Source organism: Exiguobacterium sp. s130, from assembly GCF_018619055.1.
In the GTDB taxonomy this organism is placed as follows: domain Bacteria; phylum Bacillota; class Bacilli; order Exiguobacteriales; family Exiguobacteriaceae; genus Exiguobacterium_A.
Genome location: NZ_JACSNI010000002.1, coordinates 1 through 18,281, shown reverse-complemented (window position 1 = coordinate 18,281; position 18,281 = coordinate 1). Strand labels below are relative to the sequence as shown.

Sequence of the window (18,281 nt, the reverse complement as noted above, 5' to 3'; positions counted from 1 at the left end):
TCTATGGAAAGCATAAAAAAACAATTGGAGGTAATTTTTATGAAATTAAAGAAAAAGATTTTTATGACAACTATGGCTGCTTCGCTTTCTTTAGCACTCGCTGCGTGCGGAAGCAATGATGATGATTCTAAATCAACAGGAAGCATGGATAAAAATATGGACGGTATGGATCATTCGACGATGGACATGTCTGGATCGAAAGAGGTTCCGAAAGGGCTCCAAGAGGCTAAAAACCCTAAATTTAAAGTTGGCGACATGGCGATGATCAAAGAAGCACATATGGAAGGCATGAAAGGGGCCGAGGCTAAAATTGTAGGAGCTTATGATACTACTGCTTATAGCATTTCTTATGACCCTACAAATGGCGGGAAACGCGTCACGAATCATAAATGGATTATTCAAGAAGAGATTGTAGATGCCAAGTCATCTCCTTATGAAGTAGGCGATGAAGTAAAAGTAGACGCGGATCATATGAAAGGAATGAAGGATGCTACGGCCACTATCGACTCAGCTAAGCAAACAACAGTGTATATGATTGATTTCGAATCGACTACAGGTGAAGAAGTGAAAAATCATAAATGGGTGACTGAAGACGAACTATCTGCAGAATAAACGATAAACAAGAGAGGAACGGTTTTTTAACCGTTCCTCTCTTGTCTTATTTCTCCTTATTTAAGGAACCCACTTGTAACCAATTCCCCATACTGTGCGAAAGTGTTCTTCAATAGGAAACTCGAGTTTCCTAAGTTTTTCTCTTAAGTTTCTTACATGAGAGTCGACCGTTCGTTCATCTGTCCACTCATTTGCTAACCATAAACTTGAGAGCAGTTCCTCTCTTGAATAGACACGTTCTGGATTTTTTAATAACTTAGCAAGTAATGAAAATTCCTTTGGCGTGACTTTGACTAAATGATTATCATAATACAGCTCATGGGCGTCTTCATTTAAGATTAGACCCGACGATTCGATTTTTGATCCTGAAGAAACTGTAGTTCGTCTGAAAATCGATTGAATTCTTGCCTTCAATTCCGCCTCGTCGAACGGTTTCACAATGTAATCATCTGCTCCCAGTTGTAATCCTTTTACGATTTCTTCTTTTCCGTCGAGTGCTGTCAATAAAATGATTGGTACATTCGAAACTTCCCTTATCCTTTGACAGGTCTCAAAACCATCCATTAAAGGCATCATCACATCCAATATGATTAAGTCAGGCTCATCTACATCAATCAAGTTCAATATCTCTCTTCCGCTGTTCAGCTTAATACAGGTATAACTGTCTTGCAGATAGAGTTCAATCAGTTCTAACATTCGATTCTCATCATCTACCAAAGCAATGGTTCTCATCCTGGAATCCCCCTCAAGTCAATGACAACTTTCAGCCCGTTTTCTACATTAATAGCTACGATGGTCCCTTTGTGCGCTTCAACTATTTCTTTCGTGATAGCCAAACCGAGCCCAGTACCTCCTGTTTCACGATTTCGTGAAGAATCTACTCGATAAAAACGATCAAAAAGATACGGGAGTGATTGCTCATCCACACCACCACCTTCATCCGTAACTTCAATAAAGTTTTCATCAAGTTTTAAAAATACGCGTTTGTTCGCATGTGTATATTTTAGCGCGTTATCCAGTAAATTTAAGAGAACCTGATCAAATCTAGCTTGGTCTATCTCTTTGTAGATGGGAGTTTTATTAATTTGAAGAATTAATTTCACTTGTTTCTCCTCAAATTTAAAAATTATTCTTTCACTGATTTTTTTTAAGAAATCATTCATCTCTGTGATCTGAGGATCTATTTGAAAATGTGGCTCTTCCAATCTAGCAAGTTCAAACAAATCCTCAATCAGTTCTTGAAGTCTTTCGGATTCCTCATAGATAATATCTCCAAATCTCGATTCGTCTTTTTTGAGGAGTCCTGCATATCCCTTAATGTAGGTAATCGGCGTACGCAATTCATGTGTGATTGAAGTCAGAAATTGCTTTCTTGTATTTTGAATGTGACGTAAATCAACAGATAACTTAGTGATCGCTCGTGCTAAATCTCCTACTTCGTCGCTTCTCTCAGCTTCTCTGATTTTCAGCACCTCGCCTTTACTTAACTTTACCGTTGCCTCTTTCATTGATAAAAGTGGCTTTATAATGATATAACTCAAAAAATAAACACTTACTAATAGAAAAAGTACTAACAAGAATAGAGAGAACACTACTTGTTGTTTCAATTCCCCCATCAAATGCTGTATATACTTCGTCGGCTCTAACATGATTATTTGACCGCCATCTTCAATATTACTCACCGTCACTAAAAATTTGCCCTCTCTCCAATTACCTTCTACGATTCCATCCTTTTTTTGAATCCAATCCGGGTTCAAAAATTGTTCAGCGTCGTTAGATGAATCGACGACTTGATTATTTTTGTCTAAGATAATCACATCAGTCATCGCCTTTTCCTCCATTAAAACAACGTGTTCAACTGTTTGCTTGTCGAAGTTAGTGGAAAGAACATCTCGATGACTATTGCCTCTCTCTTGAAGGCTCTCCAGTTCACTTTCTACTTGTTGATGCTCAAGAATGTTGTATACAATAGCAGATGAGAGAATGAAAATCATGAGAATCCCGAAAAAATAAAATAACGTTATTTTAAATGAAAGTTTATTCATAAAGTACCTTTCTCATTTAAGATGATTACATATAAAAACAAACTGTTGAGATTTAGAAAAGAAAGTATTCTTCATTTAGGCGATACACAAAAGAGCTTTTATCATTTGATTCTTTTAAAAGGACAATTCCTTGAATATTGCTCCACAAATAATTAGCGAAATCATAATCACTAAAAATAGCCTCACGAGTAGAATGCGTCATGAAACATTCTATTTTTGTAATCGTATACATTCCCTCCGAATCACGGTGATAATCGAAAGAAAAAGAACCCTTTATATTAAGCCTTTGAGCAATTATTGCTACGCACTCCTCTAAAATCGAGTTGGCAAACACCTCGTATGAAAGAACAGTATCTTGGTACCGTTCATACTCTTCTCTCATAAAACAGCAAATCACTTCACTAGATCGATAATCGACATATGCATCAATTTTCCCCACCTTTACACCTTCAGGCGCATTCTTTATCTGGTCAAAAGAATAAGTGAAAGTATTACCTTGAACCGAAAATGAATCATGAAGTACTGTTTTATCCCAGTCAAAGGATGTTATAAACGCTACGTTATTTTTTCTCATTTTCAACTTATGTTTTGATAACGTAGATGCTTCTTGTTCGCTTAAAGGGATAATCCAGCCTATTTCTTGAGAAGTACAATATTCAATCAGATTACTAATATACCCTTCTTCTGATTCTTTTTTTGAAAATGAATCAAAATATTTAAAATCAGGAAATAGCTTTCGAACCCATCCTTCTTTTGAAGAAATATGAATATCTATACTTACAGGTTTAAGTTGTTTTATGTTCTCCATCACTTTCCAGTTTTCCTCTACTCCCATTATCAGGACATTTTCACGAGACATTTACGATGCATCTCCTTTCGAAATAGAAAATAGAGCGTCAGAACCCTCTAAACCCTGTAAAATCAATCAATATTGTAGTTAGTTTCGTCAGACCATCGAAATACAATATGATACCTAATAAAATCATAAACCAGCCACCTATTTTCATAACCTTTGAAGAATAATTCATTAAGTATCTGGATTTCCCGACCAAAAACGACATCAAGAAAAATGGAATAGAAAAACCTAGTACATAAAAGAGCATATATAAAAATCCATTACTAGGATTCGTGGCGATCAAAGCAATAACTCCAGCGAGGATTGGTCCTGTACAAGGAGTCCATCCAGCAGCCGATCCGACTCCGACAATAAACGTTCCGATATAACCACGCTTTCTTTTTCCTAAGTTCATTCTTCGCTCTTTAAGTAAAAATATTGGGGTCCACAGACCAGTTAAAATAACACCGAACATGAATAAAATAAGTGCACCGCTCATCCGTAGAACATCTTTATACACTATAAAAAAATCAGCCAAATATGACGTTGAAAAACCCATCACTAAAAATACGCTCGAAAATCCAAGTAAGAAAACGAATGTATGGGGAACACCATTCCAGTTCCACTTTTTATTTTCTTTTAACTCTGTAACTGAAATTCCTGTAATGTAAGATAGAAAAACAGGATACAAAGCTAGGCAACATGGCGAGATAAAAGATAAAAACCCTGCTCCAAAAGCTAACAAAAAAGATAACTCCATCAAATTCCTCCCGAACTCTAAAAAATAAATCTTTTTTTAAGATGTATAAAAAAGAAATGTGTTTAATTTTAAACATAAAATCTGTTTGTGAAAAAACTATGCATTTTTTGATTAAATCTCGTATCAATTTTTGAAATGAATTTGATACACTTTTTTGTAATATAGTGATGCTATACTCCTTTTAACAAATCGTTTGTCACCGTATCTTTATCTTTAAAGGAGTACAACTAATGAAAAACAAGGTAATACTTATCGCTTCTAGCGTCTTACTCACAACAACTTTTTCAATGCATAGCCCAAAAGTTGAAGCAAGTAGTGCATATAAAGTAAAAGTAAAGACAGACAATCTCCGTGTTCGGACTGGTCCTTCTCTCAATTACAATATAGTCGGCGTGACTAACACTGGTCAGACTTTTTCTTATTTAGGAAAAAAAGGAGCTTGGACAAAAGTACTTTACAAAGGGAACACACGGTATATCTATAGTTCTTACCTAAAAAAATATAAGAGCTACGTTGCAAAAAAAATGACGTATAATGAGTCTCTTTTTGCTTCTCCTACTAAAGGGAGGCTGACCCAAGGATACGGAAAATCTAATGGCGCTTACGGTTATACATTCCATAATGGCGTTGATCTAGCTGCAACAAAAGGCACACCTGTCTATGCTTCTGCGAGTGGAAAAGTCACTATCTCTAAAAACAGCGGTGCATATGGTAAACACGTTATGATTTCACATAGTCTAAAGAATCAAAAATACGTAACCGTTTATGCTCATATGAATAGTCTTTCGGTAAAAAGTGGTCAGACAGTCTCTAAAGGTATGAAGATTGGAACAGTTGGGAATACAGGAAACTCGTTCGGAAATCATTTACACTTTGAGATTCATAAAAACAGTTATAAATACAGCAGTTATTCTGCAGCGAATAGTGTCAACCCATTGAACTATTTGTAACCTAAAAAAAGAAGAGAGGATGTCCTAAGACAGCATCTTTTCAGATCATAGAAAAACCCTCATTTCGACGTCGAAATGAGGGTTTTTCTATGATCTGAAGCGACTTCATCAAGTCATTTATTTTGAAGTGGATTGCTGTGATCTAGCGTCTCATAAGACTTGTCTCAAAAGTGAGGTGATATTTTGCGGAAAATTGGTTATGTACGTGTCAGTTCAACTAGTCAAAACCCTTCAAGACAATTTCAGCAGCTAAGCGAATTCGGAATGGATATTATATACGAAGAAAAAGTTTCTGGGGCAACGAAGGAACGTGAGCAACTTCAAAAAATGTTAGAGGACTTACAAGATGGTGACACCATTTATGTTACAGATTTAACTCGAATTACTCGTAGTACACAAGATTTATTTGAATTGATCGATTACATACGAAGGAAAAAAGCCAGCTTAAAATCACTCAAGGATACATGGCTAGATTTATCAGAGGATAATCCATACAGCCAATTCTTAATTACAGTAATGGCTGGTGTTAACCAGTTAGAGAGAGATCTTATCCGTATGCGTCAACGTGAAGGGATTGAGCTGGCTAAGAAAGAAGGAAAGTTTAAAGGTCGGATAAAGAAATATCATAAAAATCATGCGGGAATGAATTATGCAGTAAAGCTATATAAAGAAGGAAATATGACTGTAAATCAAATTTGTGAAATTACAAATGTGTCTAGGGCTTCATTATATAGAAAGCTATCGGAAGAGAACAAATAGTTCAGTCCTATTCCATTAATTGGCCAGATAATGTTATGTACTCAAAGTCTTATGCAGTTTGGTTATTTTGTTATTAGAATTGGGTACTCCAATTCTTTTTTTATGAATTTTTTTACTCATTCAAATAAACACTTGAATGAATTATTAAAAATTGTTATACTATATTCAAATAAACACTTGAATGATATTGGGGTGAGAATGTGATTAAGAAAGATACTTGTGAAATTTATTGTTATGACGAAGAAAAGGTCAATCGAATACAAGGTAATTTACAGACAGTAGATATTTCTAGTGTTGCCCAAATGTTAAAAGCTATTGCAGATGAAAATAGAGCAAAAATTACCTATGCTTTATGTCAAGATGACGAACTGTGTGTGTGTGATATAGCAAATATTATAGGTGTTACGGTTGCAAATGCCTCTCATCACCTGCGAACGCTCCATAAGCAAGGGATTGTTAAGTTTCGAAAAGAGGGAAAACTTGCATTTTATTCATTAGATGATGAGCATATCAGACAAATTATGATGATTGCATTGGCACATAAGAAAGAGGTGAAGATCAATGTCTAGTGGGAAAGCAAAACTGTCTGAAGAAGAAATGAAAGCCTATCGTGTTCAAGGATTTACTTGTACTAACTGTGCAGCCATTTTTGAAAATAATGTTAAAGAACTTCCCGGTGTTCAGGATGCGAAAGTAAATTTCGGAGCATCTAAAGTTTATGTTAAAGGGACGACAACCATTGAAGAATTAGAAAAAGCAGGAGCATTTGAAAATTTAAAAATTCGAGATGAAAAAGAACAAAGGGTAGAACGAGAACCTTTTTGGAAGCAGAAAGAAAACATTAAGGTATATATATCAGCTCTTTTACTTGTAGTTAGCTGGTTCTTAGGAGAGCAGTATGGTGAAGAGCATGTTCTACCGACAATTGGTTATGCAGCGTCCATTTTAATCGGTGGATATTCGTTATTCATTAAAGGTCTCAAAAATCTAAGCAGATTAAATTTCGATATGAATACGCTTATGACTATTGCAATTATAGGAGCTGCAATCATTGGTGAATGGGGTGAAGGGGCAACCGTTGTTATCCTATTTGCGATTAGTGAAACATTAGAGCGTTATTCAATGGATAGAGCACGTCAATCTATTGAATCTTTAATGGATATTGCCCCAAAAGAAGCGTTAATTCGACGAGGCAATGAAGAAATGATGATTCATGTTGATGATATTCAAGTTGGAGACATCATGATTGTTAAGCCCGGTCAAAAGTTAGCAATGGATGGAATAGTGGTTAAAGGTACATCGACATTAAATCAGGCTGCGATTACAGGTGAAAGTGTTCCAGTAACGAAAACCACAAATGATGAAGTATTTGCAGGAACCTTGAATGAAGAAGGGTTACTTGAGGTTAAAGTAACAAAACGAGTTGAAGATACTACTCTTTCAAAAATCATTCACTTGGTAGAAGAAGCCCAAGCAGAACGGGCCCCTTCTCAAGCGTTTGTCGATAAATTTGCAAAATACTATACACCAGCTATTGTCATACTAGCTCTTTTAATTGCGGTAGTTCCACCATTATTTGGCGGAGACTGGAGCCAATGGATTTATCAAGGCTTAGCTGTATTAGTGGTTGGTTGTCCTTGTGCCTTAGTAGTCTCAACTCCAGTTGCTGTGGTTACAGCAATAGGAAATGCAGCGAAAAATGGTGTTTTAATTAAAGGTGGTATCCATTTAGAAGAAGCAGGACACTTAAAAGCGATAGCCTTTGATAAAACAGGAACATTAACCAAAGGGATTCCTGCTGTAACAGACATTGTGACATATGGTAGAAATGAAAATGAATTAATGACCATAACAGCAGCCATTGAAAAAGGATCACAGCACCCTCTTGCTTCAGCGATTATGCGAAAAGCAGAAGAAAATGGATTAAAATTCAACGAAGTAACAGTAGAGGATTTTCAATCCATTACAGGTAAAGGCGTTAAAGCCAAAATAAATAATGAAATGTATTATGTGGGAAGTCCAAATCTTTTTGAGGAATTACACGGAAGCATTTCAAGCGATAGGAAAGAAAAAATTGCCGATATGCAAACTCAAGGTAAAACGGTGATGGTGTTAGGAACAGAAAAAGAAATTCTTTCGTTTATTGCCGTAGCCGATGAAATGAGGGAATCGTCTAAAGAAGTTATCGGCAAGTTGAACAATATGGGAATCGAAACAGTGATGCTAACAGGCGATAACCAAAGAACGGCAACAGCCATCGGAAAACAAGTTGGTGTTTCGGATATTAAAGCTGACTTACTTCCAGAAGATAAGCTTAATTTTATTAAAGAACTTCGAGAAAAACATCAAAGTGTGGGGATGGTCGGAGATGGCGTGAATGATGCTCCAGCCCTTGCGGCATCTACCGTTGGTGTAGCAATGGGTGGTGCTGGAACTGATACAGCTTTAGAAACGGCTGACATCGCCTTAATGTCTGATGATTTGAGTAAATTGCCATATACAATAAAATTAAGCCGTAAGGCTTTAGCAATCATCAAGCAAAACATTACCTTCTCTTTGGCGATTAAATTAGTGGCATTACTTTTGGTCATGCCCGGTTGGTTAACACTTTGGATAGCTATATTTGCTGATATGGGAGCAACTTTACTTGTAACATTAAACAGTTTACGCTTATTGAAAATCAAAGAATAGGTTCTAAAATGGGCGTCAACTATCGGGTGCGATCATTGAAAACAATGTTATGCTTCAAAAGGGATATTAACAGGAAATATACAACTAAAGGACGCTTTAACTGAGCAACGGAAAAAGCCAAATTTCTCAATTGATGTTGAGAAATTTGGCTTTTTAGTATGGGAATTTCCTTAGCATTGTAAATCCGCATTTTCCTGACGCTACCCCTTATAGAACCACTCTCCCCAACTACCAAGTTGGAGTAAAGGTGGGACGATCATCAGCAACAATGCACCTAGGAAGACGAACGGTGTATACACTTTCGCGAAACGATCGATGAACGCTTCACTCGGTGCTTTATTATCCTGCGCTTCCTCGACCAGTTCAATGATGTGCGCAAGCGTCGTCTCTTGATACGTCTTCTCGACGATCATGTCGAACGAACGATCCATGTTGAGCGTTCCGGCAAATACGTGATCGCCTTCCTTCTTATCGACAGGAATCGATTCGTCCGTGATCGGTGCTTGATTGATGGTCGTCGTCCCGTTCAGGATCGTGCCGTCCAGTGCAACCTGATCACCTGGTCGAATCCGGAGGATTTCTCCGACTCGCACCGCTTCCACCGGTTTACGTCTAACGTCCCCGTCCGTCAGCACGAAGGCTTCCTTCGGAGACAGTTCGATCAGTTTCTGAATGGAATTGCGCGTCCGCGCAAGGGAGCGATTCTGAAGCAAATTGCCGATGGCAAAGAGGAAGACGACGGTCGCTCCCTCGAGCCACTCCCCGATACATGCGGCACCGATGGCTGCTACGCTCATCAATACTTTCATGTCGAGTGAGCGGGCACGGGCGGCATAATAGGCACTCCGGAAAACTCTCCCCCCACTGAGGATCAAGGCGATACCGTACAAAACATTCGGAAGATACGCTACTCCGCTCGTTTGGATGAGCAATCCCAGACCAATCAAAATCCCGGACAGGATCAAGGAGATCCCCTCGAACGACCGGACCGGTGCCTCGGACATTTTCTTTCCCTTGACGTATCCATCGAAACCGATCTTGTTCAGCTCGCTTTGGACTTGTCGAGCATCCAGCTGATGGTCGATTTCCATCTCCCCACGGGCAAACGAAACTGTGACGGTCTGGACATTTTGCATCTTTTGAAAGTGTTGTTCGATCGTCTTAGCACAGCTACTACAGTCCATCCCGGAAACGGTGAATGTTTGGACGAGCTGATCTGATTTATCGGGAAGGGGCGGAAGCGATGACCGCGCTCTATCTGATCGGCGATACGCTCCTCTACGGTTGTCTTGCGCTGTTGATCGGTTTCTTTTCCGTCCAGCTCATCCCTCGTTCTTACCGACCTGACGTATCGCTTTCAATCCGCTGGGTTCGCATGCTCATCGTGCTGATGCTGTTATCCTTTTCCCTGTCCGTCTTACGAATCGTACTGTATTTATATGAAGAGATCGGTTTTTGGATAACACTGCAATCCGTGTTACTTACATTCGAGGCAGGGAACGCTTGGATTCTGATGGCTCTCTGGAGTGTACTCCTTCTCATCGTCATCAATCGTTCATCACTCAGTCCTGGACGTATAAAACTAGGGGTATTCCTTGGTATGGCGATGGTCGTTACGTTCGCGTGGTCCGGGCACGCCTCTAGCATCAAAGGGGCAGAAGGCATGCTCGTACATTCTATTCACGCACTCGCCGTCTTCATCTGGACCGGTGGATTGCTCATACTCGGCTTTTGGAGTCCATCAGACCGTAACTGGGGCATCTTCCTCGAATGGTTCAAACCACTCGTGACGCTATGTTTCTTACTGATCGTCGGTTCCGGCATCTATCTGATGTCTGTCGTCGTGCAGGTAGAGGAGTATTCCGATTCCTGGATTTTACCGTATGGACAAGCCTTACTCTGGAAACACGTCCTGATTCTATCCGTGCTGATCATCGGTATCATGAACGGGAAGTGAAGTTACGCGTCTCCTGAACGATCGTTTGAAGTCCGACGGATGCGGATGCGCATGGAAGGCATCTTGATCCTGCTTCTCTTCACAGCGACTGCGTGGCTCGGTCAACAGGAACCCCCTCACTCGATCAAGGATACTCTTCACTCCAGCGGGGCTGGTCCACTGTCAGGGTTTCTTTTCCCTAGCTTGCGTTTCACCTATTCTGATATCCGGTTCGAGCCGACCATGATATCCCTCTTCTTGATGGCAATCAGCCTCCTTTTCGTGGGATTGTTGGTGTACGTCATCCGATCAACCCAAGACTCCATCAAGACCCTCTATCTTGGATTAGGCGTCTCGATCTCATTATTTTTCGCAGCGTTGTATAGTATTTCCGTGTATTTATGATCCTCCACATGAGCATTTCAGCGTGTGCGACGTCTTATACAAAAAAAAAGGCACGCGATACAGCAGCCTTTCTTTTTTCATACTTATTCATCATTTTCATACTAGTTATAACAGGTTCAATCCTATTTTAAATCGGTGCCATTTCTAGACTACTACTGGAATATGTATTACAATGTATTACAAAGGAGCTGATAATCATGAGTACCATTTCCGTACGTCTGGATGATCAAGATACACGACTTATCAAGGAATATGCGAAGGCAAAGAACATCACGATTTCTACACTCGTTCGCGATGCCGTCCTCGACCGTATCGAAGACGAAATCGATTTGCAACTCTATCATGATTCCATGGCAGCACACCGTAAAAAATCAGAAGCGATATCTTTCGACGACATGATGAAGGAACTTGATTTAGAATGACGGCATATTCGGTAGAGTTTGAGCGCGGAGCTCAAAAGTCTCTCAAGAAGATGGACCCACAACAAGCGCGGATCATCATGTCCTGGATCAAGAAGAATCTGGTCGGGACGGATGATCCGCGTCGTCATGGGAAAGGACTCGTCTCGAATCGCTCTGGCGAATGGCGGTATCGCATCGGCGACTATCGTCTGATTGCTGACATCCAGGATGAGAAAGTCGTGATATTGATTCTTGAGATTGGACATCGTCGGGATATCTATAAATAAAGCATCTAAAACTCATATCTTAGGAAGTACATGATAATCAATCAAAAGCCTTCTCTTTTGACGATATGATGAAAAAGCTAGAATTAGAATGACAACATATACAGTTATTTTTTTAGGTGTGGATTCAAACCTCCCTTCAGAGGGTGGATTACTAAAATAAAGATCATGATGTCCTAGTTAAGGCAAACTCTGACTAGAACTGATGATTCGCGTTTTATGTAAAATAGATAGAACGTGTCATGAATCGTTGGATGAATGAAGACACAGCAATAGTGAAGGTTTCCGAATCACTAACACTTAATAAGAATTGGATACACAAAAAAGATTGTATACATTTCGACGTCGAAATGTATACAATCCATTTTCAGCGAGTACTTACTCATTGAGTCCTCTTGTCCGAACCCAAACTCTGATGCTTAATCCATATATTTTTTCAAGACGATGGCGGCGTTATGACCACCGAATCCGAAAGAATTGGATAGTCCGTACTGCATCTCCAGCGAACGAGCCCCTCCTGCTACATAATCCAGGTCACACGTTGGATCATCGACTTCAAGATTAATCGTCGGTGGAATGTTGAAATCATCTCATTCATGCTGATTTAAGATATTTTAGATAGCATTTATCTGATATTAATTATCTATAGTAATTATTATTTTCGTGAAATCATTCTAAAGCCTAAATTAATATTTTATTTGTAATCGTACACTTTGTATTATCAACCTGATTGTCAAGTGGGAGAATACAGTCTAAATAATTGCAGATATAAACAAGCTCCAATGATAGCAAAAAGGAGAATGATAGTGAAGATACCAAGCGGGGCGATCCATCCTGATGCGTAGATAGCGAGAGGTGCTAGCGTCTTACCAAGTGTGTTTTGAAGACTATCAGCAGCTAGATACTGACCTTTTGCCTCCTCTGGAGCATAATGACCGATGAAACTCTGCGTGACTGGTGTACGCATGATCTCACCTAACGTGAAGATGAGCGTACAACCAAACAAAAACCAGATGTTGTTATTCCATCCGACTAAAAATGTACCTCCTCCTGCAAGTAAGGTCGAAACGACGAAGAGACGTCTTTCTGACCAATTTTTAAGTCGATTCGTTACGGGAAGGATCAAGATGACAAACAAAAGACCATTAAAGCTTACCAGATAGCCAAAAATGGATTGGCTCGTGAGCTGAAAAGAATCCAGCAAGTGCGGTACGAGAGGTTGTTTAGGCACATTCTCTATCACGTAAACTGGTAAGTAGAGATCGAGTTGCATCACTGGGAAGAGTGAACAGGTTCCCGCAATTACGTATAGCAGAAAAATACGATCTTTGAGAATAAGTCGATAGCCAGACCACTTAGACTGAAACGCATATTTAAGTGGGGTCGTTACATCTTTTTGCTTGGATCGGACAGGTAAGGTTTCACTAACAATAAAATAGATCGTTATGAAGTAAAGAAAGAGAACTATTGCACAGGTCCACAATAACAGTTGACGATGTTGAAAAAAGAAGACTGCTCCAATGATTGGTCCTAAAACGGCACCAATATTGTTCACGGTCATAAATGTCGCATACACTTGGCGCAATTCATCTTTTGGAACTGTGTCCGCTATCATCGCTGAACTAGCAGGACGATAAAATGCTGCGCCTATATTAATTCCGATAAAGGCAACATAATTAATCCAAGGAGAAGAAGAGACAGCAAATAGAATAAACATGGTCATTTGCAAAAATGTTCCGATCAGCATCACAGGACGTCTCCCTAACGTATCCGCAAAGCTTCCTCCGGTTAAACTTCCGACAATACTTATTAAGGGGGGCAGTGCCATTATTAATCCAGCAGTCTGTAACCCTAGTCCTTTACCAAAATAGACCGTTAGAAAAGGAAAGTACATCCAAAATAGCAGATTGAAAAGACCTTCTCCTATCAGTCTGACTTTCACATTAGGATTCCATGTAGTTTTGTTCATAATAACTCCTCTCATAGTTAACGAATAGCGTTTTCTTTTCGTAGCTTTACTATAGAGAAGATAGTTATCAAGATATAGACTTATATTTTGATATGGATTATACTAATATTATGAAAATTAAGTAAGGACACTTTTATTTAAATTGTCACGTAAAACGAACGTATGTTTGTTTTGAAACGAAGTGACATATCTTTCTGTCTTACTTTTTTCTATCTCTTAAGAATTTTAGAATTACCGACGATATAATTGTTCGATAAGAAGCAGTTCCTGTCTTTACATGACAGGAACTGCTTCTTATCGTTTAAGTTCATAGACTTTTACTTTATCGAGAAGGAGTAATAACGGACCAACTAAAAAATAAAAATTTCTTATTTTTAACAGAATTATTTACTACAAGAAGAAATTGCGATTTATTGATGTCGTTTGTAATAAATTTAAGTCTGTAAATTAGATTTCACGGATACTTTACTTTCATTCTTCTTTTGGGATTCGTTCATCAACGATCATTTAATGTGGTGGACTGAAGGGAGTCGATGAATAAGGAATAGGCATGGTCGATTACATGAGAAATAGCATATCCACCCATATAACTATGTGATGCATACGTTGAATGCGTCATTTTATCAAATTGTAAATGACTTTCCCCACTCTAATCTGAGTGGTTGATTTCTATAATTTGAAAATTCATTTGTCAGTCTTTTGATTTGCTACTATGCTTTTGCAAGTGCAATTGAGAGGATAAAAAAAAACAAGCTACCTCTATAGATAGCTTGTTTTATCATGATTTGCGAAATACCCAATAAGACTGACCTAGATAATTTAACCCCGTATAGATAATCATCCCGATCAGAATTGCTCCAGTCTCTTGTAGATTTGGCAATACGTAATGCACTCCCCATAAACTAAGACGATAAGCGATGAGATAGCTAATCGAAACGACGATCAAAAAACGTATCCAATAGGGCCATCCTCCAGCCTCTTGACGAAAGGTGAAGCGACGATTTAGCATATAGCTGACCCAAACACCACATGCATTCCCGATCGCCGTCGCTCCCCAATAACCAGTATGCAAGACATGAAAACAAATCAGTGTCAGCGTCAGACCAACCAGCGTATTAAGAACTCCTACTACTAAGAAACGAAGAAAGGTCATCATTCTCGTTTTTTCTCGACGACATAACGAGGACGTCGTTTGACTTCCTGATAGATTTTACCGATGTATTCTCCTATCAGTCCAATACCTAGTAATTGAAGTCCGCCGATGAACCAGATCGACATCATTAAAGACGTCCACCCATCCATCGCTTCTCCTTCATATCTACGATAAAGAGCATATCCAACAAAACCGATCGAGACGATGAGCATGAATAGTGAGACTAAAAATAACAACTTAATCGGACGAACACTAAACGAGGTCACCCCATCCCATGCGAGTGCCATCATCTTTCGTAATGGATATTTTGATTCGCCTGCTGGACGTGATTGACGTGTATAGGTCACTTCTGCTGTTTGAAAACCAAGCGAAGGTACCATCCCCCGCAAAAAGAGATTGCGTTCCGGATGTGCACAAAGTGTTTCGACAGCTCGTTTGCTCATGAGACGATAGTCTGCATGATTGAAGATGGTCTCTACACCCAACCAGTCGATGAAGCGATAAAAGCCTTGAGCAGTCGACCGTTTAAACCAGCTATCGGTCTGACGATCTTCTCTTACCCCATAGACGATATCATTCCCTTTCGCAAATTCACTTAAAAACTGTTCAATCACATTTACGTCATCCTGAAGGTCCGCATCCATTGACACAACACAATCCGCATCGGTATGTCCTTCGACAAGACCTGCGAACAAAGCATTTTGATGTCCTACGTTATGTGCTAATTTTAACCCTCTAAACCGACCATCTTGTGCGTGTACATCTTCAATTTGGGACCAGGTATCATCCTGACTTCCATCATCTACGAACAAGACAAAGGAGTCCTCAGAAATGAGGTGTCGTTCTCGCCACTCTGTTAAGAAACGGTTCATCGTATGGACCGTCAAGTGTAATACTTCCGTCTCGTTATAACACGGAATAATTACGCCTAGCGTAGGGATTGTCGTCATCGTCATACCATTACTCCTCCTTAAACGAACTTACTTCGTATTCTCTGTAGTAGCTTGGATACGGTATAACCTAATCTTCCAAGCAGAATGTTGATCTTCAAATGTTTTTTCGTACTGCAATCCAATGGCTGCAGCATTTTTGATTGGTACAGCAGACAAAAGATATGTCGCACCGATTTGCTTCAACTGTGCTGTATTGATAGATAAATGTCGAACCGGTACTTGATGCTCCTTTGTGTACTCGTATTCCTTACCGAGTTCAGATGAAAACACATAGACTCGATTTCCCCACGTATCAAAATAACGTTGTAATAGCTTACTTTTATCCAATTCTCCAGCAATCACCTTTCGGAAAGATGCTTTATAGCGTAATGGATAAAAGTTCACATAACCATCCACGGTTTGCATACCATTGTATTGTGCGATCGCAGGGTGCAATCCGAGAGAAGCGACCTGATAGTCTTTCGTTGGTTGGTTGATAAAGCGTTTAATGTCAGAAAACTGAGAAGTCGCATAAAACGCTTCATAGGATGGATGATGACGATAGAGGAACTCGGGATTCCATGCAAGCAAGACAAGGGTTTGGGCTACGAGCAAACAAGTCACCCATTTTCGCTTGGCAGTTCGCCATAGCCAGTCGAGCATCAAGTAAAACAATGCATACCACAACATCGGTTGAAGGAAGTGGAAACGTGAGAAATTGAAAGTTCTGATGAGAGAGACATGTTGCTTTAACGGGTTCCATCCCTCATAAAACCAAAACGCATACCACAGCGATAGTCCAAATAGAAACCACATCAAAGTTCGAATTCGTCTTGCTGCATGATCTTTTTGACGAAATACTAGAAATCCAACAATCAGAAGTGTTAGGAGGATGATGGGCGATTGTACTGCGCGATCATGTGTATGACCAAACACCAAATTCTTAAAAAATAAACGAATACTTGCCCAAAATCCGTTATTCCCTGTTTCGAAGTCATTTCGACTTGTAGGCTCTTCTTCCCACAGCATCGAGAAGACCAGTCGATATTCAATTAATAAGTATAAAAGGACCTGAAGGCCATAGGCGATCCAAAAACGGTTATGAAAACTACGTGCGCGTATCTCCTTCACCATATGGTAAATGGCAAGCGTTGCTAAAAAGAAAACGATTCCTAGCACGAAGCTCGAATAGAACGGAACCACTAACAATACGAATGCACTCGATTTTATTTTCCGTCCATGCCAGATATTCCAATAAGCCCACAATAAGAGTGGCATCCCAAGCGTGCTGAGCATGCCCGATGGCCAGAATGGTGTCCAAGAAAATAGAACTGCTACCCACAGCGCATATGATTTAGGAATAACCCCTTTCGCATGATCACGTAGTAATAAGTACATTCCTAAGAAAGCAAAGATTCGGACCAACGTTTGACTGATCACGTATGCCGTAAATGGTTGGAACCATTGATATAGCCACACGATACCTGTAAACTCACTGACGAAAGCATTTCTCGAGACGACCCCATTCAATAAGTCAGGAACATTTGCATGAAGGCTTGCGTAAATACTATTGGTATCGACCAATGTTTTATACCACGTGATGTTTGAGTCTAGATTATCATGAATACGGACATGTGCATGTTCCCCCAGTAAGACCATCGGTAAAATATAGAGGCAAGCTAGTAGCAGCCCGATTAATATGCGAGTTTTTTCTCTCATCATACCTCTCCTTCATCTACTTTAAGATTTAATTCTTTTGTTAGTAGTTTCAAGAAATCAATTGCCTGTTCTTTTCCTCTTATAACTTTCTTTATGGTATATACTCCCTAAGAAACTATTTCCAATGATACCTTATATCACAATAGGATAGGTGACATTTATTAAATTTACTTTTCAGAATTAAAGTTAATTCAAATAATAAATTAGTTAAATGGAGATTAGAAGAATTAATCAATCTTGACCAGACCTCTTCTTCTTATTCTACTTTTCCCTTTTATGAATGACTAACTATAGATTTTTTTAATTCTATCGAGGAACTACAAAGAAGCATCGTACCATTTCTGTTAAGAAAAGATACGATGCTTTTGGGTTCTTAAATTTACTTCATCAGCCTTCGAAAAGGAGAACAAGATTTGGAGACTTTGTTTTTTATATGACGAAGTTCCATAGGTACGTGTAAATTTAAAAATGATTTTAAGATCGAACTAGAAAGTAACCTGAATTACGCTATTCTCCTAAAAAGCACAAAATAATTAATTACTCAAATGGAGTGCGTTAAAATGCATATTCAAACTATAGATGCTTCAAAAAAGATTTATTATGATGAACTTGGCTGGTTAAGTGCATCTGACTGGTTGCATTGGTTAGATATGCATTTACAGTGCCATTTAAGAAAAAGATAGGCACTACATTACTCCCTATTTACAAAACTAATTATTTTTCATGATCGACTACATTTTTTGAACTGAACCAAAAAAGTTAGACAATAAATAATTTGTCAGGCGACCTTGAGGACCTGAGTCCGGTATTCCACCGGGCTCAGGTTTTTT

Annotated in this window: 17 protein-coding genes and 1 pseudogene; 8 read left to right on the top strand and 10 right to left on the bottom strand. The window is 39.1% G+C overall.

The features are described 5' to 3' along the window. Positions 1-39: 39 nt before the first annotated feature. On the top strand, positions 40-612 hold the full coding sequence (locus HZS85_RS03760) for a YdhK family protein (protein ID WP_214853291.1): 573 nt from the start codon (positions 40-42) through the stop codon (positions 610-612). A gap of 60 nt (positions 613-672) precedes the next feature. Here the strand turns inward: HZS85_RS03760 and HZS85_RS03755 are convergent, their stop codons facing one another. Genes HZS85_RS03755 through HZS85_RS03740 form a run of 4 tightly spaced genes read right to left on the bottom strand, consistent with a single transcriptional unit; the run spans position 673 to position 4,252 of the window. After that, positions 673-1,344 (bottom strand): response regulator transcription factor, encoded by a 672-nt coding sequence (locus tag HZS85_RS03755; protein ID WP_029343435.1) that lies wholly within the window; start codon positions 1,342-1,344, stop codon positions 673-675. After that, positions 1,341-2,657, bottom strand: coding sequence for a sensor histidine kinase (locus HZS85_RS03750; protein WP_050678843.1), 1,317 nt, complete (start codon positions 2,655-2,657; stop codon positions 1,341-1,343). Before HZS85_RS03750 ends, HZS85_RS03755 begins: the two co-directional genes overlap by 4 nt. Before the next feature lie 52 nt (positions 2,658-2,709). Continuing rightward, positions 2,710-3,516: a hypothetical protein gene (locus HZS85_RS03745; protein ID WP_214853288.1), complete on the bottom strand. Its 807-nt coding sequence runs from the start codon at positions 3,514-3,516 to the stop codon at positions 2,710-2,712. Positions 3,517-3,553: 37 nt separating this feature from the next. Beyond that, on the bottom strand, positions 3,554-4,252 hold the full coding sequence (locus HZS85_RS03740; protein ID WP_285801398.1) for a cytochrome c biogenesis CcdA family protein: 699 nt from the start codon (positions 4,250-4,252) through the stop codon (positions 3,554-3,556). Between the two features lie 230 nt (positions 4,253-4,482). Between HZS85_RS03740 and HZS85_RS03735 the strand changes: the two genes are divergently transcribed. The 4 genes from HZS85_RS03735 to HZS85_RS03720 all read left to right on the top strand — a co-directional run bounded on the left by HZS85_RS03735 (position 4,483) and on the right by HZS85_RS03720 (position 8,652). Continuing rightward, on the top strand, positions 4,483-5,202 hold the full coding sequence (locus tag HZS85_RS03735; RefSeq protein ID WP_214853271.1) for a peptidoglycan DD-metalloendopeptidase family protein: 720 nt from the start codon (positions 4,483-4,485) through the stop codon (positions 5,200-5,202). 183 nt (positions 5,203-5,385) lie between these two features. Then, positions 5,386-5,961, top strand: a complete 576-nt coding sequence (locus HZS85_RS03730; protein WP_017474137.1) for a recombinase family protein — start codon at positions 5,386-5,388, stop codon at positions 5,959-5,961. 200 nt (positions 5,962-6,161) lie between these two features. Further along, positions 6,162-6,530, top strand: coding sequence for an ArsR/SmtB family transcription factor (locus HZS85_RS03725; RefSeq protein WP_017474136.1), 369 nt, complete (start codon positions 6,162-6,164; stop codon positions 6,528-6,530). Further along, entirely contained in the window at positions 6,523-8,652 is a 2,130-nt protein-coding gene (locus tag HZS85_RS03720; RefSeq protein ID WP_214853268.1) for a heavy metal translocating P-type ATPase, read from the top strand. The genes HZS85_RS03725 and HZS85_RS03720 overlap by 8 nt, the downstream gene beginning before the upstream one ends. A gap of 200 nt (positions 8,653-8,852) precedes the next feature. Here HZS85_RS03720 and HZS85_RS03715 read toward each other — a convergent pair whose 3' ends face one another. Continuing rightward, positions 8,853-9,836 (bottom strand): heavy metal translocating P-type ATPase, encoded by a 984-nt coding sequence (locus tag HZS85_RS03715; RefSeq protein ID WP_214853265.1) that lies wholly within the window; start codon positions 9,834-9,836, stop codon positions 8,853-8,855. 14 nt (positions 9,837-9,850) lie between these two features. Between HZS85_RS03715 and HZS85_RS03710 the strand changes: the two genes are divergently transcribed. The 3 genes from HZS85_RS03710 to HZS85_RS03700 all read left to right on the top strand — a co-directional run bounded on the left by HZS85_RS03710 (position 9,851) and on the right by HZS85_RS03700 (position 11,681). Then, complete coding sequence (locus HZS85_RS03710) at positions 9,851-10,609, top strand: copper resistance D family protein (protein ID WP_214853263.1); 759 nt, start codon at positions 9,851-9,853, stop codon at positions 10,607-10,609. Positions 10,610-11,190: 581 nt separating this feature from the next. Further along, positions 11,191-11,415 (top strand): type II toxin-antitoxin system RelB family antitoxin, encoded by a 225-nt coding sequence (gene relB, locus HZS85_RS03705; RefSeq protein WP_026829710.1) that lies wholly within the window; start codon positions 11,191-11,193, stop codon positions 11,413-11,415. Continuing rightward, positions 11,412-11,681, top strand: coding sequence for a type II toxin-antitoxin system RelE family toxin (locus tag HZS85_RS03700; RefSeq protein ID WP_047394265.1), 270 nt, complete (start codon positions 11,412-11,414; stop codon positions 11,679-11,681). The genes relB and HZS85_RS03700 overlap by 4 nt, the downstream gene beginning before the upstream one ends. A gap of 416 nt (positions 11,682-12,097) precedes the next feature. Here the strand turns inward: HZS85_RS03700 and HZS85_RS16705 are convergent. The 5 genes and pseudogenes from HZS85_RS16705 to HZS85_RS03680 form a co-directional block, all read right to left on the bottom strand. Next, positions 12,098-12,256: pseudogene (locus HZS85_RS16705) on the bottom strand (beta-ketoacyl-[acyl-carrier-protein] synthase II); the annotation flags it as partial. 155 nt (positions 12,257-12,411) lie between these two features. Next, positions 12,412-13,647 (bottom strand): MDR family MFS transporter, encoded by a 1,236-nt coding sequence (locus HZS85_RS03695; protein WP_214853260.1) that lies wholly within the window; start codon positions 13,645-13,647, stop codon positions 12,412-12,414. A 778-nt stretch (positions 13,648-14,425) separates the two neighbouring features. Then, positions 14,426-14,803, bottom strand: a complete 378-nt coding sequence (locus HZS85_RS03690) for a GtrA family protein (protein ID WP_214853257.1) — start codon at positions 14,801-14,803, stop codon at positions 14,426-14,428. Further along, positions 14,800-15,756 (bottom strand): glycosyltransferase family 2 protein, encoded by a 957-nt coding sequence (locus HZS85_RS03685; protein WP_251137832.1) that lies wholly within the window; start codon positions 15,754-15,756, stop codon positions 14,800-14,802. The genes HZS85_RS03690 and HZS85_RS03685 overlap by 4 nt, the downstream gene beginning before the upstream one ends. 24 nt (positions 15,757-15,780) lie before the next feature. Further along, positions 15,781-17,451 (bottom strand): DUF6044 family protein, encoded by a 1,671-nt coding sequence (locus tag HZS85_RS03680; RefSeq protein WP_251137831.1) that lies wholly within the window; start codon positions 17,449-17,451, stop codon positions 15,781-15,783. Positions 17,452-18,281: the final 830 nt, after the last annotated feature.